The following is a 25,905-nucleotide window of genomic DNA, read 5'->3' as shown; positions in this document are numbered from 1 at the left end:
TTAGTTTTTATTAATTAATTTTTGGATGTATTTAGTTATAATTAAAATGTTGAGGTAATGTAGAATTGAAATAATAAAAATGATGACAGCTGTTTTGATACAAATCGTTTCGATCAATTGAGTAGAAGAAATAATTTTTTGCCAGGAAATCAATGTCATCGCGCAATAGCCAATATTCAAGAGATAATAAGCCAAAAGCAAAACCTGATTTATTTTTTGGCAGATCTCAGCATGGTTCGGAATTAAATCGGCGACGTATATATTCCCATTTTTATAGCAGATTTTCCCAACTTTTAGAATGATGAAAGTTGTAATGCCGAGGTAAATTAGATATCCAATAATATTGAGGTTCATAATTGTGCCTTTTTATAAATTATTATAGAAAGATAAATTGCAAGAAATGGAGGGATGCCAAAGATTATGAAATTCACGAAATGATATAATTCTAATTTATAAATCATTATGACCAAGAGAAAAAATAGAATTACACTAATTGTATAAATTTGAAGATGTTTGTTATGAGGTTCTTTGCATATCATTTTTATTGCAACTGTAATTTGAAATAATCCTGTTAGAATTAATGACACCATTGCAAAATATATAAATGAGATGTTTATTATTGCTAAAAAGCAAAGCAATAGTGGCAAGCCAACAAAAAAGTAATTAAGGTAATTTATTGTTTTCATAACTATCTATTCTTTTTAAACTTTCAGAAAAAAATGAAAGTTTTAATTAAATTTTTTTATTTCATCATTTTGATGACTAATTTTCCTAACCAGTTTTCGTTGAATTCAGTCATTTTATCTAACATATTATCTGCTTTTAAAACGAAATCATAAAGTTTAGTTGTCTGATCGACGAAGTGTTTTTCTTCTGCCGAATCTTTAGCTTCAATTGTCGAAACTTCTTTTAATATTTTAAGAGCAGGTTTGATTTCTCTTTTGCTTCTCTCTCTGGAGATTTTTGCTGCTAATTCGTCTAAATCTTTTTCGGCTGTAAAGAATTCTTTTCTTTCTCCGGCTTTAAATTCTTTGTACACAATTCCCCAATCCATTAAAGCTCTTAGGTTCATGCTGGCATTTCCGCGCGAAATCTGCAATTCTTCCATGATATCTTCCATAGAAACAGCTTCGTTTGAGACCATTAATAAAGCGTGGATTTGTGCCATCGTTTTATTAATTCCCCATTGAGAACCTAATGCTCCCCAGGTTTGTACAAACTTATTTTTTGCTTCTTTGAATTCCATGGATCAAATGTAAGTAAAAGTTTTTAAACTTTCAAAAATATTTGAAACTTATTTAACAAATTATAAAGTTGTGTTAATTCAACCCTTGAAATTTTCGATTAAATAATGATACAGCTATTTTTGTAAAAATCGAATTATATGGAATTATACTACACATTTTCAATACTAATTGTATTGGCTTCTTTCTTCGCCTATTTGAATTTAAGATTTTTAAAACTTCCGGGAACTATCGGAATCATGATTATTGCCATGTTAGTTTCTGTTGGAATTCGCCTTTTGGGAGATTCTTATTTTCCCGCAACGACCAAACATTTTTTTGATTTGATAAAAGAATTTGATTTCAACGAAATCTTAATGGGAGCGATGTTGAATTTTCTTTTATTTGCGGGCGCACTGCATGTAAACATTTCTGATCTTAAAGAACAGAAAGTTCCAATTATGATTTATTCGACAATAAGCGTAGTGTTATCAGCTTTAATTATTTCGATGTTGGTTTATTATATTTCGCCACTTTTAGGAATAAAAATCCCTTATATATTTTGTTTGGTTTTCGGAACATTAATTTCTCCAACCGATCCAATTGTGGTTTTGGGCGTTTTAAAAGAAGCGAAAGTTCCGAAGAGAATCGAAACCAAAATCGTTGGCGAATCGTTATTTAATGATGGAGTAGCGGTAGTAATGTTTGCCGTTGTTTTAAAAATGGCTACGGATCCAACTTTTGATGTAAGTTTTGGTTCTATTGCCTGGCTTTTTGCAAAAGAAGGAATTGGCGGACTTCTATTAGGAGCTGTTTTTGGTTTTACTGCATCAAAGGTTATGAAGAGAATTGATGATTATAAAGTTTCTGTTTTAATCACGCTTTCTATTGTAACAGGAGGATTTTTAGTCGCTCAGGCTTTACATGTTTCTAGTCCGCTTGCAATGGTTGTTGCGGGATTGATTATTGGAAATTATGGTAAAAAAGTTGCGATGAGCGAAGTAACTAAAGATTATCTTGGCAAGTTTTGGGAACTTATCGATGAGATTTTAAATGCAGTTTTATTCTTATTTATAGGTTTCGAATTATTATTGCTTCCAAATTTGGACAAACAGTTATTGACAGGAGTTGTTGCTATTTTTATAGTATTATTTTCAAGATTGACGTCTATAGTTTTACCATGGAAATTCTTCGATATATTTAAGTTTTTCGGAATCAAATCTGCTTATAATAAAGGTTCTTTGATGGTTTTGGTTTGGGGTGGAATTCGTGGTGGAGTTTCTATTGCTTTGGTACTTTCAATGCCTGAAGGAGAATACAAAAACTTGTTACTTGAGGTAACTTATATTGTTGTACTGTTTTCAATAGTCGTACAAGGACTGACTGTTGGGAAATTGGCAAAAAGGGTTTTGGAGAAAGAGTAAAGATCTAGAAATGGAAACAAGAGCAAAGAAGCAAGATTTTTATTCTTTGTCATTAAGTTTTTTAAAAAAGCCCAAAACAGAAATGTTTCGGGCTTTTTTTATCGTTTATCTTCTTTCGAATAATTAGATTCTCCGTTAATATTAATTTCTCCACCTAAAAAATGAGGTTCACGATTTCTCAAAACATCAAAAAACGATTTAAAAATTGAACCGTATTCTCTAAACCGAACATAATTATATCCTAAATATTCTCCATTATTTGCAGAAAATCCAGACGATTTAATTCCTAATTTTTGCCCAATATAAATCGCTCGGTTTAAATGATATTCCTGAGAAATTAAAGTTGCTTTTTTAATCTTGAAAATATGTTTGGCACGATACATTGTTGAGTAAGTGTCGAAACCTGCGTAATCAATGAAAATCTTTGTTGTATCAACGCCATGATTATAACAGTAATTTTTCATAACCGTTAATTCATCATATTCTTCACGTCCGTTATCTCCCGAAAGTAAAATTTTATTGATTCGTTTTGCTTTCCAAAGCATAATCCCAGCATCCAGACGATCTTTTAAATATTTGCTTGGTTGATCTCCATTAATTCCCGCACCAAAAATAATTCCGACATCATTTTTTGGGAACTTTTTTACCGAATAATAAATCTTAGTTTTAGTTGAAGATTTTACGTAATAATTCACAGAAACAATTACAATTAGTCCAATAATTGCAAGATAAAGCGCTATTTTGAAATATTTTTTCACGGCTTGTATTTGTAAGATTATGATTTAAAAATACGAAGATAGTTAAAGTAAAACCAAATAAAAAAACCGAAGTAGGAAAGCTTCGGTTTCAAAATATCTAATAGTCTAAGAAGTCTAATAATCTAAGAAAGTCTATAATAATCCCGCTCTTTTCAATAAAGCTTCCGGTTTCGGTTCTTGTCCTCTGAAACGTTTATACAAAGTCATCGGATGTTCTGTTCCTCCTTTTGAAAGAACATTGTCTTTGAATTTTTTTGCAATTTCTTCGTTGAAAATTCCGTTCTCATGGAAATATTCGAAAGCATCTGCATCTAGAACTTCTGCCCATTTGTAGCTGTAATATCCAGAAGAATATCCGCCTTGGAAAATATGAGAAAAAGCGGTACTCATCGCATTTTCTTTTACATCAGGATACAATTGTGTATTGGCAAATTGTTCTGTTTCGAAAGCTTTTAAGTCAGTAATATTTGTTGGATCTTGCCCGTGCCAAGCCATATCTAATAATCCAAAACTCAATTGACGCAATGTTGCTAAACCTTCTTGAAAACTTGCACTTTCTTTAATTTTCTGAACATATTCAATCGGAATGATTTCTCCAGTTTCATAATGATTTGCAAACAAGGCCAAAGCTTCCGGCTCATAACACCAATTTTCCATAATCTGACTTGGTAATTCTACGAAATCCCAATAAACAGATGTTCCGGATAAACTTGGATAAACTGTGTTTGCCAACATTCCGTGTAAACCGTGTCCAAATTCGTGAAACAAAGTTGTTACTTCATTAAAAGTCAATAATGAAGGTTTTGTTTCTGTTGGTTTCGTGAAATTACAAACGTTAGAAATATGAGGTCTTTCGTTTACGCCGTCTTTCACATATTGTGATTTGAATGAAGTCATCCATGCACCATTTCTTTTTCCTTTTCTTGGGAAGAAATCAGCATAGAAAATCGAAACTAAATTGTTTTCAGCGTCTCGAACTTCATAAGTTGTAACTTCTTCGTGGTATTTATCGATATCAAAAACTTCCGTAAAAGTTAATCCGTACAATTTTTTAGCAACTGTAAAAGCACCGTCTAAAACTTTTTCTAATTGAAAATAAGGTTTCAGTTTTTCATCGTCTAAATTAAAAAGCTGTTGTTTTAATTTTTCAGAATAATAAGCGCCGTCCCATTTTTCTAATTGCTCGATTCCGTCTAACTCTTTTGCGAAAGCAGTCAATTCTGCAAATTCTTTTTGAGCTGCTGGTTTTGCTTTTGCCAATAAATCATTCAGAAAAGAAAAAACTTTCTCAGGACTTTCGGCCATTCTTTCTTCCAAAACAAAATGTGCGTGCGTTTTATAACCTAATAAATTCGCTCTTTCATGACGAAGCTTGGCAATTTTCAGAACGTTTTCTTCATTGTTGAATTCATTGTTTTGAAATGCTTTTGCACCAAAAGCAATTGCCATTTTTTTACGCAATTCACGATTGTCAGCATAAGTTAAAAACGGAACATAACTTGGATAATCTAAAGTAAAAATCCAGCCTTCTTTTTCCTGATTTTTGGCTAATAATCTTGCTGCTTCGATTGTTCCTTCTGGTAATCCGGCTAAATCTTTTTCATCAGTCAAATGCAATTCGAAGTTGTTGGTTTCTGCCAAAACGTTTTCGCCAAATTGCAAACTCAATTTCGATAATTCTTTGTCGATTTCTCTTAATTGATTTTTTTTGTCTTCTGGCAAATTCGCTCCGTTTCTTGAAAAGCTTTTGTATTTTTTATCTAATAAAGTTGTTTGTTCCGGATTCAGATTCAGACTTTCTTTTTGATCGTAAACCGCTTTTACTTTCGCAAATAAATCAGCATTCAAACGAATATCGTTTCCAAATTCTGAAAGCCAAGGCGAAACTTCCTGAGCGATTTTCTGCATTTCGTCATTCGTTTCCGCCGAATTCAAATTGAAGAAAACACTAGAAAGACGATCTAAAATATCGCCCGAATAATCCATTGCCACAATCGTGTTTTCAAAAGTTGGTACTTCCGGATTATTTACAATTGCATCGATTTCGGCTTTAGCCAAAGCAATTCCTTCGTTGAAAGCAGGAACATAATCTTCGATTTTAATTTGCGAAAAAGGCGCTGTGTTATGTTTAGTGTTGAAATATTGGGTTAATACGCTCATATTGTTTATGCTATTTAAAAATATAAAATTAGAAAATCATAATTTGAATTTCTCCGTATCCTGAAAAGTATTCCAAAATCGAAGTAACTCTAAATTAGTGTTTTCGATACGATAATAAAGTGAAATGTGTTTGGTAATGACAATTTTATAAACGTTTTTATAATTTGTTTTGAGAAATAAAACATTGTCATTTTTTAAAAGTTCTATTGTGGTATTTACTTTTTCGATAAAACTAAGAGCAATTTTTTCAGACCATTCTGCTTCTAAATAATCAATGTTGTTCCAAAAGTCTTGTTTAGCTTGTGGAGCCCAAATTACATTCATTATTTAAAATATTTTGAATAACGATTTTTGGTTTCTTCCATAACAACATCATGAGGAATTCCTTGATTATTGTCTAAAGAATAAATAGCCTCGTTTATGTTGTTTTTTTGTTCTTCAGAAAGGCTTTCTTTAGATTGAATGAACTCCACAATTTCCTGAATTAAATCAGGATTATCGATGTCTAAAACAATTTTAGCAAGTTCTATTTTAGAAGTTTGAATGTTCATTTTTGCTTTTTTTCCAAAGTTAAGTTTTTCTTTTAGAAATTTTTATAATGATTAGTTAATAATTCCGATGCAGATTATTTCGTAAAGTAAAACACAGAGATACACAAAAATTTGTGTGTCTCTGTGTCTTCCTTGTGTATCTCTGTGAAATTACTTTTTTAAACCTTCAGCAGCTTTATTAACTGCCGCTTTCAATTCTTCTTTATAAGAAATAATAGTATCTAAAACTTTTTTATCATGACTTCCGATGATTTGTGCTGCTAAAATTCCAGCATTTTTTGCTCCGTTTAAAGCTACAGTTGCTACAGGAACTCCGCCCGGCATTTGAAGAATTGATAAAACCGAATCCCAGCCATCAATCGAATTGCTTGATTTTACAGGAACTCCAATTACAGGAAGCGGAGACATTGAAGCCACCATTCCTGGTAAATGTGCTGCACCACCCGCACCCGCAATAATTACCGAAATACCGCGAGTATGTGCATTTTTGCTGAAATCGAATAATTTTTCCGGTGTTCTGTGTGCCGAAACGATATCTACTTCAACTTCTACATTAAATTGTTTTAATATGTCGATTGCATCCTGCATAACTGGCATGTCTGAGATGCTTCCCATTATAATGGCTACTTTGCTCATGTTTTTATTTTTGTTGTGTTTTGTTTCAGGTTTAAAGTTTCAAGTTTTTGCTGGGAACTGAAAACTGTGACTGCGACTAATCACTAATTACTAAGCGCTAATCACTCTGATAGTATTTTTAACTTCCTCAGCAATTCGTCTTGCTTCCTGCATATCTTCATTCACAATTGTCACGTGACCCATTTTTCTAAAAGGGCGCGTTTGCTTTTTACCGTAAATATGTGGTGTTACGCCATTCCATCCTAAAATGGTTTCAATATTTTGATAAACTACATCTCCTGAAAAACCTTCGGCACCTACTAAATTTACCATAACTCCGGCAACTTTACTGTCTGTGTTTCCTAAAGGAAGATCTAAAATAGCGCGTAAATGATTTTCGAATTGTGACGTATAACTTGCTTCAATAGAATAATGTCCAGAATTGTGTGGGCGAGGAGCAACTTCGTTTACTAAAATTTCATCGTCCTGAGTCTGGAACATTTCAACAGCCAAAAGGCCAACGTGATTAAAATTCTCTGAAACTTGTAGAGCAATTGCTCTGGCTTTTTCGGCTACTTTTTCGTCAATTCTTGCAGGACAGATTACGTATTCAACTTGGTTGGCTTCTGGATGAAATTCCATTTCTACAACAGGATAGGTTTTCATTTCTCCGGATGGATTTCTGACCACAATTACCGCCAGTTCGTTTTTGAACGGAACCATAGTTTCTGCAATGCATTCTACATTTGGAAGCGTATCTAAATCTGAAACTTGGCGAACTATTTTTACACCATTTCCATCATAACCAAATTCGGTACATTTCCACACAAATGGTAATTTCAGATCGCTGATTTTAGATTTTAGATTTTCTAAATTTTCAAATCTTTCGAAAGGCGCGGTTGGGATATTGTTTTTAGCGTAAAAATCTTTTTGAACACCTTTATTCTGAATTCCTTTTAAAGTTTTTGGAGACGGATATACTTTTAGACCTTCGTTTTCTAATTGCGTTAAAGCTTCAAGATTTACCAATTCGATTTCAAAAGTCAAAACATCGACTTGTTTTCCGAAATTATAAACCGTTTCATAATCCATTAAATCACCTTGAAAGAATTTGTTACAGGCAATTTTACTCGGCGCTTCATCGCTCGGATCAAGAACGTAAGTTTGTATATCAAATTTTCTGGTATCAAACAAAAGCATTTTGCCTAATTGTCCTCCGCCTAATATTCCTAATTTAAAATCAGAAGAAAAATAATTCATTTTGTGTTGTGTTTTTGCAAAGATACCTTTTAATCTTTTTTTAGCCAAAATTTAGTTTTTTTTGCCACGACTCGAGCGATAGCGACTGGCGAAGCAATTCACGAATTATATTTTTATACGAAAAGTGAAAGAAAAAATTCGTGAATTAGCGGCTATCAAAAAAACTATTTTATTTTCTTCAAAACTTCTTTGGCAACGGCTTTGTACGCGGCAGAGTGATCTCCGAAATCTTTGTCAATAATCACTTTTAGTTCGGGATGAATCCAGTCGTAATGATTTCCTAAAACATATAAAGTTCTTATGGAATATGCTTTTGTGGCGACTTTGGTATCATTAATTAACCAATCAAAAGAAGCTTCGATACAGTCTTGCAGATTTTCTTCAGATAGTTTTATAGAGTTTTCGTTTTTTTTATAATGTGATTTTACCAAAAGCTGAACAACTTTTGCAATTGGACGCATGGAACTTTCATCTTTTAAAACTTTTAGATTCGAACAGAAAAAATCAAGATGCGGCTGAAGCCAAAGCAATTCTTCATAAGACACAAATTCTAAAATCCAGCAGGCTTTATGATTGTTTTTGTCTTCGGGCGAAAAGCAAATCGAAACCAATTCACTAAAAAGGGAAGGATTTTCTAAAACATCTTGTGCCGTTTTGAGACGATTTTCTCTATAAGCATTTACATAATCGAGTTTTTTTTGCAATTCAGAAAGCATCATTTAATATTTAAATACTAAGCTAAAATAAGTAATTTAATGAGATAATTCCGTAATAGTTAATAGGTAAACCTGGATAATAAAATCTTGGTTGAGCATTTCCGACTGCGGTTGCATTGGTCAAAATCATCGAAGCGTATTTTTCATTTGTGACATTGTTGATTCCTGCGTCTAAATGCGCTTTTAAACCAGATAAAATTTCGAATTGATAACCCGTTTTTAAATTCAAAAGCGAATAAGAATCAGAAAAATTAGCATTCGAATCGTTCATTGGGATTTTATCGGTAAACTGAAAATCGGCTGAAAAATAAAATCCAGAATTCATATTTAGAATAAAACCTGCGTTTGCTGTATTGGCTGGAACTCCGGTTAGTTTGTTTCCAGAGAAATCATTTCCGTTGTCGACGAATTCTTTAAATTCATAATTTCCGATTGATGTTCCTGCATAAGAATTTAAAGTAAAAATTCGATTTATTGGCCAATTGTGATGTAATGAAATCTCAATTCCTTCATGAAACGTTTTTCCGGCATTTACACCTTCGTATTGATCATCACCAATTCTTTTGGCAACTAATAAATCTTTAATTTCCATTCGGTAAACTGCAATTTCGGTATAAAGTTTTTTATTGAAAAAATGAAGTTTAGTTCCGAGTTCGAAATTATAACCTGTTTCTGGTTTTATGTTTTGATTGATATTTCCTGTTGAGGTTAAAGTCTCTTCGGTCGCAGGAAGAGAAAATCCTCGGCTTATAGAAAAATAAAAGGTTTGGATTTCATTCGGTTTAAATAAAAAGGAAAGTTGTGGCGAAAAAATGCCGTCATAACTATAATGTTCCGTTGGATTATTTGCGGAAGCAGGAAAATCATTCTGCAATTCAAATTTGGTTTTGTTGTAATTTAATCCTGCTTGAATCTCAAAATGTTCCGAAAGTAAAGTTCTGATTTGAGAAAAAACATTGTAAAAATCTCTTTTTTGATTGGTTGCAGTAAGCTGATTACCTTGTAAACTTCCATTTCCATTATTCTGTTGATATAAGTTTTGGAAAGTATTTCCGCTGTAATTGTCTCTGAAATATTCCAGACCAGCAATAAATTGATTTTTGATTTTTCCGATATTAAAATCTCCTGAAAACTGAGTTCTCGCGCCCGAAGCAAAAGTATATTGGCGCAAAATATCAAAAGGACGTGGTTCGTTACTGTCTTTATAATTGATGAAAACTGAAGTCGAATTTTTTAAGTTTTCATTAATTGAAAAATCATAAGCTAATCCTCCTAAAGTCGATTTGTATTCTTTGAATCCTTTTGAAGCAACCCAAGTCGGCGCTCCCGCTTGTGGATTATTATCGAAAGTCGTTTTATTAATCGAACTCGGAATGTAAGCTTTCAAATAAGTATAATTAGAAAAGTAAGTCAGTTTGCTGTTTTTCTTTCTAAATAATTCTCCGCCAAGCGTAATTCCTTCCCGATCGTAAGCACTATTTTGTCGCCAGCCGTCTGTCTTTAAATTATGATAACTAAGATTTAAAGAACTACTTTTTTCATTCAACTCAAAACTGATTCTGTTTTTTAATAATCCAAAAGAACCAAACACAGAACTTACTTCAGCCTGATAATTTTCTTTTTTTAATGTTTGAGGTGAAATTAAAATTGCTCCACCCAATCCAGCGCCGTAAATACTCGAAAGCGGACCTTTTATAACTTCAATTTGATTGATGTTTTGAAGATCAATATCATCAATTACGGTTTCACTGTTTCCAGAAGTCAGCGGAATAGTTCCGTAAAAAGCTCTGATTTTATTGGTTCCGTATGGAGTTCTCGCACCAATCCCGCGAATCGAAATTCGGGTTGTGGTAATATTTGACGATTGCATAAAAACGCCTGGAATAGTATTAATGACATTACTGATATCTGTGGTATTATTTCGAAGCAATTCTTTTTCCGATAAAATACCAATCGAAGCCGGACTATTCTGTAAATCCCGATTAATATGAAGCGGACTGATTAAAACTTCGTTTAGTTTTTGGGTTTTTACTGAATCAATAGAGTTGCTTTTTCCATCTTGTGCAAAAATGTTTTGACAAACAATTAGAACAAGAAGAAAAAAGCAATATTTTTTTGAAAACATAAAAGGTTTCTTAAATATGAAAAAAATGCAGAAAATGTATAGGTTTGGTGCGGAGCACAAAGTTTAAAAACAATCTTGTCATTTCGACGAAGGAGAAATCACACTCGGGATTCGACAAAGATTGGCGATTTTCATTTTGGAGTTTCTAGTGTGATTTCTCCTTCGTCGAAATGACAAAAAAGAATAAAATTGGAATTTATTTATTCGCCGTAACTTTCCAAATCGTATTTCCGCTGTCATCATTCACCAAAAGTGAACCGTCTTTCATAACTGTAACGGCAACTGGGCGTCCGTAGACTTCCGCTTTATCATTATCAGAAATAAATCCGGTTAAAAAATCTTCTGGTTTTCCTGAAGGTTTTCCATCTTTAAAAGGAACAAATAAAACTTTATATCCTGAAATTTTAGAACGATTCCAAGAACCATGTTGACCAACAAAAGCACCATTTTTATATTTAGCAGGAAAAGCATCTTTGGTATAAAAAGCTAATCCCAAAGAAGCGGTGTGGGAACCAACTGGAACATCAGGAACGATAGCTTTTTTCACTAAATCTTTTCGTTCGCCTTTTAATCTTGGATCAGGAATACTTCCAAAATACGAATAAGGCCATCCGTAAAAACCGCCTCTTTTTACACTCGTAATATAATCTGGAACTAAATCGTCGCCAAGTTCATCTCTTTCGTTTACTGCAGTCCAAAGTTCTTTTTTATTGGCCGGATTCCAATCCATTCCCATTGGGTTTCTAAGTCCGTCAGCATAAATTTTTTCGCCGGTTCCGTCAGGATTGATTTCTAAAATGGCAGCACGGCGAATTTCTTTATCCATTCCGTTTTCTCCAACATTACTTCCTGAGCCAACACCAATATAAATTTTTGTTTCTTCAGGATTTGTAAGCAAGCTTCTCGTCCAGTGATTGTTGTATCCGCCAGCTGGTAATTCAACAATTTTGGTTCCTTGAGTTTCTAATTTTAAAGGTGCATTTTTATAAGGATAACGGTAAAGTCCGTCAGTATTGGCAACATAAAAAAAGTCTTTTAAAATTAACATTCCTAAAGGTCGGTTAAGGTCTTTTAAAAAAACTTCTCGAGTTTCATAAGTTCCGTCTTTGTCAGTGTCGCGCAAAATTATAATTTGATTTTTACTCGTTCTTGTTCCGCTTTCAACAACAAAAATATCATTGTTTGGACCTATATAACTCCAGCGAGGATTACTAAAACCATCAGCAAATTTTGTTACGGTAAAACCTTCTGGTGCTATTGGCGTTTTTCCTTCTGGCCAGCCAATAACTTTACTGTTTTTCGTTTTTGATTCGGTTGCGTATGGAGGTGGCAGGGTGAGGTCGCCTATTGCAGTTTTTACAACAATTGCAGGTTGTTTAGCTAAAGTTTCTTTTTCTTCCTTTGTTACTTGTCCTTGACAGGCTGTTAATATCAGGAATGCTGAAAAGATTTGTATTGTGGTTTTCATTGAGGTTTGTATTAAAGTTTAAAAGGCCTCAATTTACTAAAATTTAAAAGATTTTTTTCGAAAACATATGCTTAATGTGCTTAAAAAATACTCAGACAGTTTATTTTGATACTTACAGTTAAGTTGTAATTCTGTATCTTTGTCCATTATTTTAAATTTAAAAATAATGATACAACTTCACGATAAACAATTTGTTCCGTTTATTTCGGCTAAAGAAATTGATTTTGCTTTAACCAAATTAGTGGCTCAGGTAGAAGACGATTTTGGAGATGATACGCCAATTTTTATTGGAGTTTTAAACGGAGCCTTTATGGTTGTTTCCGATTTTTTGAAAAAATATAAAAAACCATGCGAAGTTTCATTTATAAAAATGGCATCGTATGAAGGTACTGAAAGCACAAATTCAGTAAAAAAATTAATAGGAATCAATCAGGATTTGACAGGCAGAACTGTTGTTATCATTGAAGATATTATTGATACCGGAAACACAATCGAAGAGTTAAAACATTTATTTAAAGAACGAAATGTAAAGCATTTTAAAATTGCAACGTTATTCTTTAAGCCAGAAGCATATAAAAAAGATATTAAAATAGATTATATCGGAATCAGAATCCCGAATAAATTTATTGTTGGTTACGGATTAGACTACGATGGTCTTGGAAGAAACCTGACAGAGATTTATAAATTAGCTGAATAATTTAAAAACAAACACAACTATATATTCATTTTAAACTTCTTAAAAGTAAGAAGTCGCAACACTAACAGTCATTATGATTAACATCGTTTTATTTGGAAAGCCTGGTGCAGGAAAAGGAACTCAGGCAGAATTTTTAAAAGAAAAATACAATTTAACACACCTTTCAACGGGAGATATTTTTCGTTTCAATTTAAAAAATGATACTGAACTAGGAAAAAAAGCAAGAGTTTTTATGGACAACGGAGAATTAGTTCCGTGCGAAGTAACAACTGCAATGTTAATTGATGAAGTAAAAAAACACCCTGACACAGCAGGATTTTTATTTGATGGTTATCCAAGAACAATCGATCAGGCTGAGGCTTTAGACAAATTTTTGCCAACAATTGGTTCAAGCGTAACTGCTACAATTGCTTTAGAAGCTGATGATGAAATTTTAGTAGCACGTTTACTAGAAAGAGGAAAAACAAGCGGAAGAGCTGATGATCAGGACGAAGAGAAAATTCGTGTAAGATATCAGGAGTACAACGAAAAAACAGCTCCATTAATTGGATATTATAAAGAACAAAATAAATTTCATGCCGTAGATGGTATTGGAACAATTGAACAAATTACAGAAAGATTAACATCGGTTATAGATAATTTGTAACAAAACCTGTTTGAAGTTAAAAGTTAAATGTTTGGAAGGAAATTAAAATAAGTTCTGAAAAACATTTAACTTTTGGCTTTTAACTTTAAACTTAAAAATGGAAATACTAATAATATTTTTTCTAATACTATTAAATGGAGTTTTCTCGATGTCTGAAATCGCATTGATTTCAGCTAGGAAAAACAGACTAGAAACATCGGCGAAAAAAGGAAACAAAGGGGCTAAAATCGCGCTGGATCTGGCTAATTCTCCAAACAAATTTTTATCAACGGTACAAATCGGGATTACCTTAATTGGAATTTTGACAGGTATTTACAGTGGTGATAAAATTACAATAGACGTAGAAAGTTTTGTTTCCGGCTTTGCTGTTTTAAAACCTTACGCTCATTCACTTGCAGTTGGAATTGTGGTGGTTGTTCTAACTTTTTTCTCGTTGGTTTTGGGAGAATTGCTTCCAAAACGAATTGGATTAAATTATCCGGAAACGATCGCAAAAATGTTTGCAATGCCAATGAAAGTAATTTCGATTATTACGGCGCCTTTTATTTGGCTCTTGACATCTTCGACCGATTTTTTGTTGAATATTCTTCAGATAAAACCAACCGCTGACGGAAAAGTTACAGAAGAAGAAATCAAAGCGATCATTAAAGAAGGAACTGAAGTTGGTGAAGTTCAGGAAATTGAACAAGATATTGTGGAACGTGTTTTTCATATAGGTGACAGAAAAGTAAGTTCGTTGATGACGCATAGAAAATCTGTTGATATGCTTCCGCTAAAAGAAGATAAAGCGAAAATCAAAGAATTGGTTGTTCAGGATTTACACGCAGTTTATCCAGTTTACAATGATAATTATGATGATATTGTTGGTGTCGTAACTTTGAAAAATATTTTTGCCCACATCGAAAATGATAATTTTGATTTGGCTGCAATTATGTCTGATGCGCCTTATTTAATGGAACAGACAACGGCTTATAAAGCATTGGAAAATTTCAAAAAAACAGGTGTTCATTATGCTTTAGTTTCAGATGAATATGGAGTTTTTCAGGGTATGATTACTTTGAATGATATTTTGGAAGCTTTAGTTGGTGATGCATCCGAATTTTACAAAGATGAATTTCAATTGATCGAAAGAGAAGATGGTTCATGGTTGGTTGACGGACATTATTCATTGCATGATTTCTTAACTTATTTTGAGTTAGACGAATTGACAAATGATTACGAAGTAAATACCGTTAGTGGTATGATTATGACCGAGTTGTCGCATATTCCAAAAGAAGGTGAAAAATTGGTTTGGCAAAAATTCGTTTTAGAAGTCATCGATATGGATGGTGTTAAGATTGACAAAGTTTTGGTAAAAGCTTTAAAAGAGTAGAGATAAAATTTTGTTTCAGTCCCGATAGCTATCGGGACTGAAACTACACATAAACAAAAAAAATGACAGAAGGAAATTTTGTAGATTACGTTAAGATATATGTTTCTTCCGGAAAAGGAGGAAAAGGATCTACGCATTTACATAGAGAGAAATTTATTGAAAAAGGAGGTCCTGACGGAGGTGACGGAGGTCGCGGAGGACATGTGTATTTAGTGGGAAATAAAGGACTCTGGACATTATTTCATTTAAAGTTTGCGCGCCACATTAAAGCCGGACATGGTGGAGATGGAGGTGGAGATCGAAGCACCGGAGCAGATGGAGATGATAAAATTATTGAAGTGCCACTAGGAACTGTTGTAAAAGACAAAGAAACCGGAGAGACACTTTTTGAGATTACAGAACACGGAGAAAAACAGATTCTTGCAAGAGGAGGAAAGGGAGGTTTAGGAAACTGGCATTTTAGAAGTTCGACTAACCAAACGCCTCGCTATGCACAACCAGGTTTGCTTGGTGTAGAAATGGATGTCATTTTGGAACTTAAAGTTTTGGCAGATGTTGGCTTAGTTGGTTTCCCAAATGCAGGAAAATCTACTTTATTGTCTGTATTGACTTCGGCAAAACCAAAAATTGCTGATTATCCGTTTACGACTTTAAAACCAAACTTAGGAATTGTTGCGTATAGAGATTTTCAATCTTTTGTAATTGCTGATATTCCTGGAATTATTGAAGGTGCTGCTGAAGGAAAAGGTTTGGGACATTATTTCTTACGTCATATAGAACGTAACTCAACTTTATTGTTTTTAGTTCCTGTTGATACTCCGGATATTAAAGCAGAATATGATATTTTAGTTAATGAATTAACAAAATACAATCCTGAAATGCTGGATAAAGAACGTCTTTTAGTGATCTCAAAATGCGATATGCTGGATGATGAATTAAAAGCCGAATTAAAAGCCGAACTTGATGTTTCTTTTAAAGATGTTCCGTATATGTTTATTTCATCTGTTGCACAACAAGGTTTGACAGATTTAAAAGATAAACTTTGGAAAATGCTTAACGAGTAAAAAGCATTTTATATAAAATACAAAACCCGACAATTTTCATTGTCGGGTTTTTCTTTTGGACAAAAAATAGAAAGCATATACAATGTTTTAACTATTTAACCTTAAAATATGTCCAAAATTATAATCCGAAGTTTTTAGAAATTCCAATGTTTAAAGTTTTTCCAAAGTTAAATCCGAAGCGTTCCTGTCTTGGATCACCGTTTCCATCAAGATTGGAGTAGTTGATTCCTCCAATAGAGAAATTTAAACCAAATCCTTGCTTCATATTAATAAACAAAGCTGGAGTAAGACTTGCATACATTCCTTTCCCATCACTGACATTAGTCGATTGATATCCTGCTCCTAAATCTGTGTAGAATGAGAACATATTTGATAATGGAACTGAATAACGTACAAAACTTCCTATTTTATATTTCTCAATTCTTTCAGTACCTATGACTTTTACATTCGTTATTGAACCTTCAACTCCAGCAGTCCATCGGTCAGCAAATTGATACCCAACTTTTGGAGAAAATTCAAAGTTTTCAAGTTTAGAGTCTCCAATCTTTTCTGAAGAGAATCCAATGTTTCCACCCAATAAGATTGAATTTTTTTGTGCACTTGCCATAGTTGTAAATAATATTACAACAGCTACTAATAATTTTTTCATTTTTAATTTCATTTATTTGACTGCAAATTTAAACGAAATCATTTTGTAGGAAATATATTATCTGTTAAATATTTTTTAGGGAGTTTATTTTTACAAATAATCTTGTGCTTTAAAGTTTAAAATAATTTTAATGAAGGTTTTTAATTCTTTTTAAGAATTAAATTTTAATAATTTATGACTTATTCTTGTCTTGCTAAAATTGAAGATTTCGCAAAATCATGCCTTATTCAATTTATTATGTTTTGATTTTGTGTTGAATGCTTACTTTTTTTGCGAAAATGCGCTATATTCGCATCACTTAAATAAAATAACATGAAAAAAATAGTTTTATTCTTAACCATGTGCTTGATGGCTTTTCCTGTAAGAGCCGATGAAGGAATGTGGTTTTTGATGTTTATCGAGAGATTGAACCATAGAGATATGGAGAAAATGGGACTTCAGTTAACAGCTGAAGAAATCTACAGTATTAATCATCATAGTTTAAAAGATGCTATTGTACAGTTCAATGGAGGTTGTACAGCTGAGATTGTTTCAAACAGCGGTTTGGTATTGACTAATCACCATTGCGGATATAGTGCAATTGCAGAACTTTCAACTGCGGAACAAAATCATTTGAAAGATGGTTTTTGGGCAAAAAATCGTTCAGAAGAATTGAAACCTAAATCTTTATATGTTCGTTTCTTCGTTCGTATGGACGATGTTTCAAAAAGAATTTTGTCAAAAGTAAATGATCAAATGACAGAAACTGAAAGAAACAAAATCATTCAGCAAGAAATCAGTTTAATTGAAAAAGAAAACAGCGAAAACGGAAAATATACTGTTTCTGTACGTCCTTTCTTCCAAGGAAATGAATATTACTATTTTGTTTACCAAGATTACACAGACGTTCGTTTAGTTGGAACGCCTCCGGAAAGTGTTGGTAAATTTGGTGGAGATACAGATAACTGGGAATGGCCACGTCAAACGGGAGATTTCTCAATGTTCAGAGTCTATGCAGATAAAGACGGAAATCCTGCAACATATTCAAAAGATAATGTGCCATTGCAACCAAAACATTATTTGCCTGTAAGTATTAAAGGTGTAAAAGAAAATGATTTTGCAATGATTTTAGGTTATCCTGGAAGAACAAACCGTTGGATGCCAGCTGGAGGAATTGAGCAAAATGTAAAATTTGCTTATCCTGCATGGGTTGAAGGTGCTAAAACTAGCATGGACCAAATGAAAAAGTATATGGATAAAGATGCGACGGTTCGTTTAAAGTACGCCTCTAAATATGCTTCAACAGCAAATTACTGGAAAAACCGCCAAGGTATGATTGATGCTTTAACAAAAGCTGGAACGGCAGATACAAAAGCAGAACAAGAAGATAAATTCTATGAGTGGGCAAGCAAGCCGGCAAATAAAGATAAATACGAAAATGTAATTCCGACGATTAATGATTATTATAGAGAAACGAATTTAAAAGCGCGTCACGATAATTATTTGTCACAAGTTTTGCGTACATCAGCTTATGCAACTGGTCCTGCAAATCTTGGAAATGCATTAATTGCTTACTACAAAGAAAACGATGCTAAAAAAGCAGAACTGTTGCCTAAAATCAATGCATTGGTAGAAAGTATTTATGGAGATTTTTACGCGCCGTTAGAAAAAGATGTTTTAACTGCTCAGTTAAATTTATACGCTGCAAAAGCTTCTGAATATGGACTTGCTCCAGAGGTGGCAAAAATGAAAGCTGCTAATAATGGTGATTTTACTGCAGATGTAGCAAAAGCAACTGAAATTAGTTATTTTACAAATAAAGAAAAAGTATTGGCATTTTTAGCTGATCCAAAACCATTGGCAATTGTACACGATCCATTGTATATTATTTCTAATGATCTTATGACTAAATTCCGTGCTAAAACGGATGATCAGGCAAAAGCTGATGATGGTTTTGCAATTGCTTACCGCAAATTAGTTGAAGGTTTAAGAGAGTCAAAATTAAACGCAATAAAATATCCGGATGCTAACTCAACTTTGAGATTGACTTACGGAAAAGTTCGCGCTTTACCTGCTGATCCTCGTAACGATGCTAAAATCAACAACTATACAACAATGGAAAGTATGGTGAAAAAATACAAAGCCGGAGATCAGGAATTTGATTTACCAGCTCGTTTATTGGAATTAAATAGCAAAAAAGATTACGGACAATATGCTGATAAAGCAGGATATATGCCAATCAACTTTTTGACTGATAATGATATTACAGGAGGAAATTCTGGTTCGCCAGTTCTTAACGGAAAAGGAGAATTAATCGGAATTGCATTTGACGGAAATATCGAAGCAATGGCAGGAGATGTTATTTTTGATCCAAAATTGCAAAGAACGATTAATGTTGACATTCGTTACGTACTTTGGATTATCGATAAGTACGCTGGAGCTAAAAACATTATTGATGAATTGACGATTGCAAAATAATCTCAATTTCTTTATAAAATTAAACCCGACAGTTTCTGAAACTTGTCGGGTTTTTTGTTTTATATATTTCCTTATTTTTGATATATGAAAAAGCTGCTGATATTATTTTTAATTGTTCCGATGTATTGTTGGTCGCAATCTAATTTTGAAAAAGCGGAAAAATTATTTCAGTCTAAAAAATACAATGAAGCCCAATTACTTTTTGAGGGAATATTAAAAAACAATCCATCAGATTTAAGAACGTTGGAGTATTTGGGTGAAATCGCGGCACATCAAAAATCTTGGGTAAAAGGCGCCGAATATTTCAAAAAACTAAAAGAATTGAAACCTACAGTTGCTGACTATTTTTTTAAATACGGAGGTTGTCTAGCGATGCATGCTGTCGAAGTAAATAAAATTAAAGCATTTTCAATGGTTGGCGATATGAAAGAAGCTTTTGAAAAAGCAATCGAACTCAACCCAAAGCATGTTCAGGCAAGATGGGCTTTAATTGAAATATATCTGCAATTACCAGGGATTTTAGGAGGAAGCGAATCGAAAGCAATTTCATATTCTAACGAATTAGCACAGTTTTCACCAATTGATGGTTATTTATCAAAAGGAAGAATCGACGAATATTTTAAGCGTTATGATGCAGCCGAAAAAAATTATAAAAAAGCACATGAAATTGGCAATTCAAAAGTCACGTTTCAAAAATTATATAATTTATATTTGAACAAATTAAAAGATCCTAAAAAAGCACAGGAACTGAAACGAAAATTTGACGCATAATAATCAAATCTCAAAACTGAATTCTGAAAAATAAATTAGGATTTAGTATTTAAATAAATTGGAATTTTAAATGAAAACACATTTCATCGCGATAGGCGGAAGTGCCATGCACAATTTAGCATTAGCATTACATAACAAAGGATATCAGGTTACAGGAAGCGACGATGCTATTTTTGAACCATCAAAATCAAGATTAGAAAAAAAAGGGATTTTGCCTGCCGAATTAGGCTGGTTTCCAGAAAAAATAACTGCTGATATTGATGCAATCATTTTAGGAATGCATGCAAAAGCAGATAATCCTGAATTGTTGAAAGCACAGGAATTGGGTTTGAAAATTTACTCGTATCCAGAGTTTTTATATGAGCAATCAAAAAATAAAACGCGAGTTGTAATTGGCGGTTCTCACGGAAAAACGACAATTACTTCGATGATTTTGCACGTAATGCATTACCATAATATTGCGGTTGATTATATGGTTGGCGCGCAGTTAGAAGGTTTTGATACAATGGTTCACTTAACCGAAGAAAATGATTTTATGGTTTTGGAAGGCGATGAATATTTATCATCACCAATTGACAGACGTCCAAAATTTCATTTGTATCAGCCAAATATCGCTTTGATTTCCGGAATTGCGTGGGATCATATTAATGTGTTTCCAACGTATGAAAATTACGTTGAGCAGTTTGAAATTTTTATCGGAAAAATTACAAATGGAGGTATTTTGGTTTACAATGAAAATGATCCAGAAGTTAAACGCGTTGCTGAAGCAGCTACAAATCCAATTCGAAAGCTGGCCTATTCAACTCCAAATTATACAGTAAGTGACGGTGTAACTTTATTAGAAACTCCTGAAGGCGATATGCCAATTGAAGTTTTTGGTGCTCATAACCTAAACAATTTAGCCGGAGCCAAATGGATCTGTCAAAATATGGGTGTCGACGAAGCTGATTTTTATGAAGCAATTGCAAGTTTCAAAGGGGCTTCAAAACGTTTAGAAAAAATAGCTGAAGGCAAAGGAAAAGTTGCCTATAAAGATTTTGCGCATTCACCAAGTAAAGTTGCTGCAACTACAAAAGCGGTAAAAGAACAATACCCAAACAGAACTTTGGTGGCTTGTCTAGAACTTCATACTTACAGTAGTTTAAATGCCGAATTCTTAAAAGAATATGAAGGGGCGCTTGAATATGCTGATGTTGCAGTAGTGTTTTATTCGCCAGATGCTGTAAAAATTAAGCAGTTAGAAGAAGTAACTTACGAGCAAATTGCAAAAGCATTTAACCGTGAAGATCTTGTTATTTATACTAATCCTGCTGAATTCAAAGAATATTTATTCAATTTGAATTTAGACAATTCGGCACTTTTATTAATGAGTTCCGGAAATTATGGAGGATTAAATTTTGACGAAGTAAAAGGGTTGATAGAGTAATTAATCAATTAGAAAATTAGATAATGTGCCAATTGTTTTCAGTTGGCACTTTTTTTTGATTGAAGTAAAAAATGAAAGATATTTCTTTCTTTTTAAATATCTTCGCTTTTAAAAATTTGTTTTAATATGGAAAAATCTCATTTCCCAATTACCAATTGGTCAGAGGATGACAGGCCTCGGGAGAAATTAATGCTGAAAGGAAAAAATGCTTTGAGCGATGCTGAATTAATTGCAATTTTGATAGGTTCAGGCAGCCGAAATGAATCGGCAGTGGAGTTGAGCAAAAGGATTTTGGCTAGTGCCGATAATCTAAATACATTGGGAAAAATGTCGATTTCTCAATTGATGAATTTTAAAGGAATAGGCGAGGCCAAAGCTATTGCGATTATTGCTGCATTGGAGCTTGGACGCCGCCGACGCGCTGAAGATGCAGTAGAATTAATAAAAATTACTTCAAGCAAATTGGTTTTTGAATTAATGCTTCCCATTATAGGAGAATTGGCTCATGAAGAATTTTGGGTACTTTTTCTGAATAATTCTAATAAAGTAATTTCGAAATCGCAGCTGAGTAAAGGTGGTATCACAGGAACTATTGTAGATGTTCGGCTGGTTTTTAAACTAGCGCTGGAAAATGGAGCTACTAGCTTGATTTTGTGTCATAATCATCCATCTGGAAATACGCAGCCAAGTGAGGCTGACAAACTCATTACGAATCGGATTAAATTGGCGGGCGAAAGCTTAGATGTTAAAGTTTTGGACCATTTGATTATTACTGAAACAAAATATTATAGTTTTGTAGACGAAGGAATTTTTTAGATTATGAACACCAATATTACAGATGTTTTTTTTGATTTAGATCACACGCTTTGGGATTTTGACAAAAATTCAGAAATGGCTTTTGATCGTATTTTCAAAAGCAAATTTCCAGAAATCAAAACTGAGGATTTTATTGAAAAATATATTCCAATTAATCAGGCTTGCTGGAAGTTATATCAAAATGATGAAATAACACACGTTGAATTGCGTTACAACAGATTAAAGTTTTCGTTTGATGCTTTGAATTATGAAATTTCAGATGAAAATATAAATGAGATTGCTACTGATTATATCGAATTTTTGACCGATAATAATCATCTTTTTGATGGAGCTGTTGAGGTACTGGAATACCTAAAACCAAAATATAGACTACACATTATAACAAATGGTTTTGCAAAAGTTCAGGACAAAAAAATCAATAACGCATCACTTTCAGGATATTTTGATACTATTACAAATTCAGAATTAGCTGGTGTAAAAAAACCAAATAGTATTATCTTTGATTATGCTGTTAATTTAGCTCAGGCTTCAAAAGAAAATAGTATTATGATTGGGGATTGTTTAGATGCCGATGTAAACGGAGCTTTAAATGCTGGTCTGGATGCGATTTTCTTTAATGAGAAAAAAATTGATGTTGCACAAAATATAAAACAAGTAAACCATTTATTAGAACTTAAAAAATATTTATAATGATGAGAATTAAATTTTTGCTGGCTGTATTTTTCATTTCAGTTATCGGATTTGCACAATCTGTAAATGACTACAAAGCGGTTATTGTGCCGTTGAAATATGATTTTATGAAATCAGAGAATCAATACAGAATGGCAACAATAAGCAAAGGAAATTTAACTAAAGCTGGTTTTCAGGCTTTTTATGCAAATGAAGAACTCCCAGTAGAACTTAATGATCGCTGTCAGCTTTTATACATGGATGTAAAAAAAGATAACGGCTTTTTGGTTACGAAACTTTTTGTTGAGCTGAAAGATTGCTATGGTACAGTGGTTTATACTTCAGAAATTGGAAAAAGCAAAGAAAAAGATTATGAAGCGGCGTATAGAGAGAGTTTAAATATGGCTTTTATTTCAATTAATGGTCTTCATTATAAATATAGCGGTAATACTGTTGCGCCTAGTAGAAAAGCGGGTATGATTACTGCGGCTCCAGTTGCGGTTGCAGCTTCGGTAACACCATCTCAGCCAATTTCAACTCCAGTTGCCGATGTTGCAGATCCAAATTTACTTTATGCACAGCCAACTGAAAATGGATTTCAGTTGATCGACAAAACGCCAAAAGTGGTAATGAAATTATTGAAAACTTCACGTCCAGATTCATTCATTGCTATTAAAGATGGAGTTCAGGGAACTTTGAATGCAAAAGACAATCAATGGTTTTTTGAATATTATCAAAATGATAAATTAGTTTCTGAAAAAGTTTCAGTGAAATTCTAAATATAAAATAGGGTTTTAATAACCATATTTATCTTTCCAACGGTTCTTTAAAAATTCGCGGTTACTATTCTCTCGAGAATTGTTCCCAGGATTGTAAAGAACCGTTTCTTTTACGGCATCAGGCAGGAATTCTTGTTCTGCAAAATTATTGGCATAATCATGCGAATATTTGTAATCATCGCCATACCCTAATTCTTTCATCAATTTTGTTGGAGCATTTCTTAAGTGAATAGGAACTGGTAAGTCGCCGGTTTGTTTTACTAATTGCTGCGCGTTTCCAATTGCCATGTATGAAGCGTTGCTTTTTGGAGAAGTTGCAAGATAGATGGCGCATTGGCTCAATATAATACGACTTTCAGGATAACCAATAGTTGTTACTGCCTGAAAAGTATTATTTGCCATAATAAAGGCCGTTGGGTTTGCATTTCCAATGTCTTCGCTAGATAAAATAAGCATTCTTCGGGCAATGAATTTTACATCTTCACCGCCTTCAATCATTCTGGCAAGCCAATATACAGCTCCGTTAGGATCACTTCCGCGAATCGATTTTATAAATGCTGAAATAATATCATAATGCTGCTCGCCCGTTTTGTCATATAAAACAGTATTTTGCTGTACGAGTTCAAAAACACGGTCATTTGTTATTGTGATTTCATCGCCTGCTGAAGCATTTACAACTAATTCAAAAATATTGAGCAACTTTCTGCCATCACCGCCAGAAAGTCGTAGTAAAGCTTCTGTTTCCTTTAAAATAATTTTTTTGGAAGCAAGATAACTGTCCACTTTCATTGCACGATGCAATAGGGCTTCTAGATCCTCTTTTGTAAAGGCATTCAATACATAAACCTGACAACGCGACAATAATGCCGGAATAACTTCAAAACTTGGGTTTTCTGTTGTTGCACCAACTAGTGTAATCCATCCTTTTTCAACTGCAGCCAAAAGTGAATCTTGTTGAGATTTGCTGAAACGATGAATCTCATCAATAAATAAAATGGGATTTTTGGCAGTAAATAAACCACCGCTTTGTTTTGCTTTATCAATAACATCCCGAATATCTTTTACACCCGAATTGATAGCGCTTAATATATAAAATGGACGTTTTGATTCTTGTGCAATAATTTGTGCCAAAGTAGTTTTTCCTGTGCCAGGAGGTCCCCAAAAAATTAAAGACGGAATAATTCCTTTTGAAATCTGTTGTGTCAAAGATCCATTCGGGCCAACCAAATGACTTTGACTTACATAATCTTCTAATTTCTGTGGGCGAATACGCTCGGCTAACGGTGCTTCCATTTTACAAAATTACTATTTTTTAATTTTAGATTTTGTCTCTTAAAAGTTAAAACAAATGATTCAGAAAAGGATTGTTACAATCTGAGACATGTTTTATAATATGACAAATTATCAGTAAATTAGATTTGGACAGTTTTTTGATGCCAATAACTGAATTGATTTCTTAAAATATGAATGATAAAGATTTTAAATTTTCAACAGCTGTAATTGGGCTTCCTTTATTTTTTGTCCTTTTTTTATGGATAGTTTATTGGTTTCAGATTCGTTTCGATTTTGATTTTTATCAAAACGGAATTTATCCAAGGGATTTTTCGGGTTTGCAAGGTGTTTTATTTAGTCCTTTTATTCATGAAAATTTAGAACATCTGTATAATAATTCGATTCCGTTGCTTGTTTTGCTGGCTGCGTTGCAATTTTTTTATCCAAAGCAAACTATTCCGGTTATTGCTTATGGAATTTTGTTTTCAGGTCTAATTACATGGGTTATTGGTCGGGAAAATTATCATATTGGCGCAAGTGGACTGATTTATGTTTTGGTGAGTTTTATTTTCTTTAAAGGTATTCAAACTGGTTATTATCGTTTAGTTGCACTTTCACTTTCAGTAATTTTATTATACGGCGGAATGATTTGGTATGTTTTTCCAGACGTAGATAAAACCATTTCCTGGGAAGGACATTTGGCCGGTTTCATTACAGGTTGTGTTTTGTCGTTATTTTACAAAACTCCAGAATATGCAAAACCAATTGTCTACGATTGGCAACGTCCTGATTTTAATCCGGAGAATGATCCTTTTATGAAGCATTTCGATGAAAATGGAAATTTTGTAAATACTGAAATTCCCGAGGAAGAATCTGATTTAGAAAATAACTATTTCACTTCAAGTTTTCCGGTATATTATGTTGTAACAAAGTCTGAATCAGAGAATAAAGAATAATAACCAATTCTATTCTGACTTAAAAAGGTTA

The 25,905-nt window shown here is 33.2% G+C and carries 25 protein-coding genes; 12 read left to right on the top strand and 13 right to left on the bottom strand.

Features of this window, described 5'->3' with window-relative positions; translation table 11 throughout:
* Complete coding sequence (locus tag FN795_RS18840; protein ID WP_142452032.1) at positions 1-354, bottom strand: hypothetical protein; 354 nt, start codon at positions 352-354, stop codon at positions 1-3.
* Between the two features lie 388 nt (positions 355-742).
* Positions 743-1,246, bottom strand: coding sequence for a GbsR/MarR family transcriptional regulator (locus tag FN795_RS18835; RefSeq protein WP_035650528.1), 504 nt, complete (start codon positions 1,244-1,246; stop codon positions 743-745).
* Positions 1,247-1,384: 138 nt separating this feature from the next.
* Between FN795_RS18835 and FN795_RS18830 the strand changes: the two genes are divergently transcribed.
* On the top strand, positions 1,385-2,647 hold the full coding sequence (locus tag FN795_RS18830; RefSeq protein ID WP_142452031.1) for a cation:proton antiporter: 1,263 nt from the start codon (positions 1,385-1,387) through the stop codon (positions 2,645-2,647).
* Positions 2,648-2,745: 98 nt separating this feature from the next.
* Here FN795_RS18830 and FN795_RS18825 read toward each other — a convergent pair whose 3' ends face one another.
* From FN795_RS18825 to FN795_RS18785, 9 genes are all read right to left on the bottom strand, one after another.
* The gene (locus FN795_RS18825) at positions 2,746-3,405 is read right to left on the bottom strand and encodes a SanA/YdcF family protein (protein WP_142452030.1); all 660 of its coding nucleotides are present in this window, start codon (positions 3,403-3,405) and stop codon (positions 2,746-2,748) included.
* 132 nt (positions 3,406-3,537) lie between these two features.
* Entirely contained in the window at positions 3,538-5,565 is a 2,028-nt protein-coding gene (locus tag FN795_RS18820) for a M3 family metallopeptidase (protein ID WP_142452029.1), read from the bottom strand.
* A 36-nt stretch (positions 5,566-5,601) separates the two neighbouring features.
* Complete coding sequence (locus FN795_RS18815) at positions 5,602-5,889, bottom strand: type II toxin-antitoxin system RelE/ParE family toxin (RefSeq protein ID WP_142452028.1); 288 nt, start codon at positions 5,887-5,889, stop codon at positions 5,602-5,604.
* Complete coding sequence (locus FN795_RS18810) at positions 5,889-6,116, bottom strand: hypothetical protein (RefSeq protein WP_142452027.1); 228 nt, start codon at positions 6,114-6,116, stop codon at positions 5,889-5,891. The genes FN795_RS18815 and FN795_RS18810 overlap by 1 nt, the downstream gene beginning before the upstream one ends.
* Before the next feature lie 150 nt (positions 6,117-6,266).
* Positions 6,267-6,752: a 5-(carboxyamino)imidazole ribonucleotide mutase gene (gene purE, locus FN795_RS18805; protein WP_012022518.1), complete on the bottom strand. Its 486-nt coding sequence runs from the start codon at positions 6,750-6,752 to the stop codon at positions 6,267-6,269.
* A gap of 90 nt (positions 6,753-6,842) precedes the next feature.
* Positions 6,843-7,991: a 5-(carboxyamino)imidazole ribonucleotide synthase gene (locus FN795_RS18800; protein WP_142452026.1), complete on the bottom strand. Its 1,149-nt coding sequence runs from the start codon at positions 7,989-7,991 to the stop codon at positions 6,843-6,845.
* A 164-nt stretch (positions 7,992-8,155) separates the two neighbouring features.
* Entirely contained in the window at positions 8,156-8,710 is a 555-nt protein-coding gene (locus FN795_RS18795) for a hypothetical protein (RefSeq protein WP_244290005.1), read from the bottom strand.
* Positions 8,711-8,729: 19 nt separating this feature from the next.
* On the bottom strand, positions 8,730-10,832 hold the full coding sequence (locus FN795_RS18790) for a TonB-dependent receptor (RefSeq protein WP_142452025.1): 2,103 nt from the start codon (positions 10,830-10,832) through the stop codon (positions 8,730-8,732).
* A 196-nt stretch (positions 10,833-11,028) separates the two neighbouring features.
* A complete protein-coding gene (locus FN795_RS18785) occupies positions 11,029-12,300 on the bottom strand; it encodes a PQQ-dependent sugar dehydrogenase (protein WP_142452024.1) in 1,272 nt (423 codons plus the stop codon).
* Between the two features lie 166 nt (positions 12,301-12,466).
* Here FN795_RS18785 and hpt point away from each other — a divergent pair, with 166 nt between their 5' ends.
* From hpt to obgE, 4 genes are all read left to right on the top strand, one after another.
* Positions 12,467-12,997, top strand: coding sequence for a hypoxanthine phosphoribosyltransferase (gene hpt / locus FN795_RS18780; RefSeq protein WP_142452023.1), 531 nt, complete (start codon positions 12,467-12,469; stop codon positions 12,995-12,997).
* A 73-nt stretch (positions 12,998-13,070) separates the two neighbouring features.
* Positions 13,071-13,643 carry an adenylate kinase gene (locus tag FN795_RS18775; RefSeq protein WP_035650501.1) on the top strand — a complete coding sequence of 191 codons (573 nt, stop codon included), beginning with the start codon at positions 13,071-13,073 and terminating at the stop codon, positions 13,641-13,643.
* Between the two features lie 97 nt (positions 13,644-13,740).
* The gene (locus FN795_RS18770; protein WP_142452022.1) at positions 13,741-15,015 is read left to right on the top strand and encodes a hemolysin family protein; all 1,275 of its coding nucleotides are present in this window, start codon (positions 13,741-13,743) and stop codon (positions 15,013-15,015) included.
* Between the two features lie 62 nt (positions 15,016-15,077).
* Positions 15,078-16,079, top strand: a complete 1,002-nt coding sequence (gene obgE / locus FN795_RS18765; protein ID WP_035650497.1) for a GTPase ObgE — start codon at positions 15,078-15,080, stop codon at positions 16,077-16,079.
* A gap of 118 nt (positions 16,080-16,197) precedes the next feature.
* On the opposite strand, the gene FN795_RS18760 is transcribed toward obgE, so the two are convergent.
* The gene (locus FN795_RS18760) at positions 16,198-16,728 is read right to left on the bottom strand and encodes an outer membrane beta-barrel protein (protein WP_142452021.1); all 531 of its coding nucleotides are present in this window, start codon (positions 16,726-16,728) and stop codon (positions 16,198-16,200) included.
* A gap of 312 nt (positions 16,729-17,040) precedes the next feature.
* Between FN795_RS18760 and FN795_RS18755 the strand changes: the two genes are divergently transcribed.
* The 6 genes from FN795_RS18755 to FN795_RS18730 all read left to right on the top strand — a co-directional run bounded on the left by FN795_RS18755 (position 17,041) and on the right by FN795_RS18730 (position 23,646).
* The gene (locus FN795_RS18755; protein WP_142452020.1) at positions 17,041-19,185 is read left to right on the top strand and encodes a S46 family peptidase; all 2,145 of its coding nucleotides are present in this window, start codon (positions 17,041-17,043) and stop codon (positions 19,183-19,185) included.
* An 84-nt stretch (positions 19,186-19,269) separates the two neighbouring features.
* Entirely contained in the window at positions 19,270-19,956 is a 687-nt protein-coding gene (locus tag FN795_RS18750) for a tetratricopeptide repeat protein (RefSeq protein WP_142452019.1), read from the top strand.
* 70 nt (positions 19,957-20,026) lie between these two features.
* The gene (locus FN795_RS18745; RefSeq protein ID WP_142452018.1) at positions 20,027-21,382 is read left to right on the top strand and encodes a UDP-N-acetylmuramate--L-alanine ligase; all 1,356 of its coding nucleotides are present in this window, start codon (positions 20,027-20,029) and stop codon (positions 21,380-21,382) included.
* A gap of 126 nt (positions 21,383-21,508) precedes the next feature.
* Positions 21,509-22,198, top strand: coding sequence for a RadC family protein (gene radC / locus FN795_RS18740; protein ID WP_142452017.1), 690 nt, complete (start codon positions 21,509-21,511; stop codon positions 22,196-22,198).
* A 3-nt stretch (positions 22,199-22,201) separates the two neighbouring features.
* Positions 22,202-22,888, top strand: coding sequence for a YjjG family noncanonical pyrimidine nucleotidase (locus FN795_RS18735; protein ID WP_142452016.1), 687 nt, complete (start codon positions 22,202-22,204; stop codon positions 22,886-22,888).
* A 2-nt stretch (positions 22,889-22,890) separates the two neighbouring features.
* Positions 22,891-23,646 (top strand): hypothetical protein, encoded by a 756-nt coding sequence (locus FN795_RS18730; RefSeq protein ID WP_142452093.1) that lies wholly within the window; start codon positions 22,891-22,893, stop codon positions 23,644-23,646.
* 15 nt (positions 23,647-23,661) lie between these two features.
* Here the strand turns inward: FN795_RS18730 and FN795_RS18725 are convergent, their stop codons facing one another.
* Positions 23,662-24,939, bottom strand: coding sequence for a replication-associated recombination protein A (locus FN795_RS18725; protein ID WP_142452015.1), 1,278 nt, complete (start codon positions 24,937-24,939; stop codon positions 23,662-23,664).
* Between the two features lie 170 nt (positions 24,940-25,109).
* Between FN795_RS18725 and FN795_RS18720 the strand changes: the two genes are divergently transcribed.
* Positions 25,110-25,874 carry a rhomboid family intramembrane serine protease gene (locus FN795_RS18720; RefSeq protein WP_142452014.1) on the top strand — a complete coding sequence of 255 codons (765 nt, stop codon included), beginning with the start codon at positions 25,110-25,112 and terminating at the stop codon, positions 25,872-25,874.
* Positions 25,875-25,905: the final 31 nt, after the last annotated feature.

Source organism: Flavobacterium resistens, from assembly GCF_900182645.1.
Lineage (GTDB): Bacteria > Bacteroidota > Bacteroidia > Flavobacteriales > Flavobacteriaceae > Flavobacterium > Flavobacterium resistens.
The sequence above is the reverse complement of the archived record's forward strand: the minus strand, read 5'-3'. Positions and strand labels throughout refer to the sequence as shown.

Excerpts from the sequence above, each read along its gene's own strand:
- FN795_RS18840 (WP_142452032.1), bottom strand. The coding sequence starts at position 354 with ATGAACCTCAATATTATTGGATATCTAATTTACCTCGGCATTACAACT.
- FN795_RS18835 (WP_035650528.1), bottom strand. The coding sequence starts at position 1,246 with ATGGAATTCAAAGAAGCAAAAAATAAGTTTGTACAAACCTGGGGAGCA.
- FN795_RS18830 (WP_142452031.1), top strand. The coding sequence starts at position 1,385 with ATGGAATTATACTACACATTTTCAATACTAATTGTATTGGCTTCTTTC.
- FN795_RS18820 (WP_142452029.1), bottom strand. The coding sequence starts at position 5,565 with ATGAGCGTATTAACCCAATATTTCAACACTAAACATAACACAGCGCCT.
- FN795_RS18815 (WP_142452028.1), bottom strand. The coding sequence starts at position 5,889 with ATGAATGTAATTTGGGCTCCACAAGCTAAACAAGACTTTTGGAACAAC.
- FN795_RS18810 (WP_142452027.1), bottom strand. The coding sequence starts at position 6,116 with ATGAACATTCAAACTTCTAAAATAGAACTTGCTAAAATTGTTTTAGAC.
- purE (WP_012022518.1), bottom strand. The coding sequence starts at position 6,752 with ATGAGCAAAGTAGCCATTATAATGGGAAGCATCTCAGACATGCCAGTT.
- FN795_RS18800 (WP_142452026.1), bottom strand. The coding sequence starts at position 7,991 with ATGAATTATTTTTCTTCTGATTTTAAATTAGGAATATTAGGCGGAGGA.
- FN795_RS18795 (WP_244290005.1), bottom strand. The coding sequence starts at position 8,710 with ATGATGCTTTCTGAATTGCAAAAAAAACTCGATTATGTAAATGCTTAT.
- FN795_RS18790 (WP_142452025.1), bottom strand. The coding sequence starts at position 10,832 with ATGTTTTCAAAAAAATATTGCTTTTTTCTTCTTGTTCTAATTGTTTGT.
- FN795_RS18785 (WP_142452024.1), bottom strand. The coding sequence starts at position 12,300 with ATGAAAACCACAATACAAATCTTTTCAGCATTCCTGATATTAACAGCC.
- hpt (WP_142452023.1), top strand. The coding sequence starts at position 12,467 with ATGATACAACTTCACGATAAACAATTTGTTCCGTTTATTTCGGCTAAA.
- FN795_RS18775 (WP_035650501.1), top strand. The coding sequence starts at position 13,071 with ATGATTAACATCGTTTTATTTGGAAAGCCTGGTGCAGGAAAAGGAACT.
- FN795_RS18770 (WP_142452022.1), top strand. The coding sequence starts at position 13,741 with ATGGAAATACTAATAATATTTTTTCTAATACTATTAAATGGAGTTTTC.
- obgE (WP_035650497.1), top strand. The coding sequence starts at position 15,078 with ATGACAGAAGGAAATTTTGTAGATTACGTTAAGATATATGTTTCTTCC.
- FN795_RS18760 (WP_142452021.1), bottom strand. The coding sequence starts at position 16,728 with ATGAAAAAATTATTAGTAGCTGTTGTAATATTATTTACAACTATGGCA.
- FN795_RS18755 (WP_142452020.1), top strand. The coding sequence starts at position 17,041 with ATGAAAAAAATAGTTTTATTCTTAACCATGTGCTTGATGGCTTTTCCT.
- FN795_RS18750 (WP_142452019.1), top strand. The coding sequence starts at position 19,270 with ATGAAAAAGCTGCTGATATTATTTTTAATTGTTCCGATGTATTGTTGG.
- FN795_RS18745 (WP_142452018.1), top strand. The coding sequence starts at position 20,027 with ATGAAAACACATTTCATCGCGATAGGCGGAAGTGCCATGCACAATTTA.
- radC (WP_142452017.1), top strand. The coding sequence starts at position 21,509 with ATGGAAAAATCTCATTTCCCAATTACCAATTGGTCAGAGGATGACAGG.
- FN795_RS18735 (WP_142452016.1), top strand. The coding sequence starts at position 22,202 with ATGAACACCAATATTACAGATGTTTTTTTTGATTTAGATCACACGCTT.
- FN795_RS18730 (WP_142452093.1), top strand. The coding sequence starts at position 22,891 with ATGAGAATTAAATTTTTGCTGGCTGTATTTTTCATTTCAGTTATCGGA.
- FN795_RS18725 (WP_142452015.1), bottom strand. The coding sequence starts at position 24,939 with ATGGAAGCACCGTTAGCCGAGCGTATTCGCCCACAGAAATTAGAAGAT.
- FN795_RS18720 (WP_142452014.1), top strand. The coding sequence starts at position 25,110 with ATGAATGATAAAGATTTTAAATTTTCAACAGCTGTAATTGGGCTTCCT.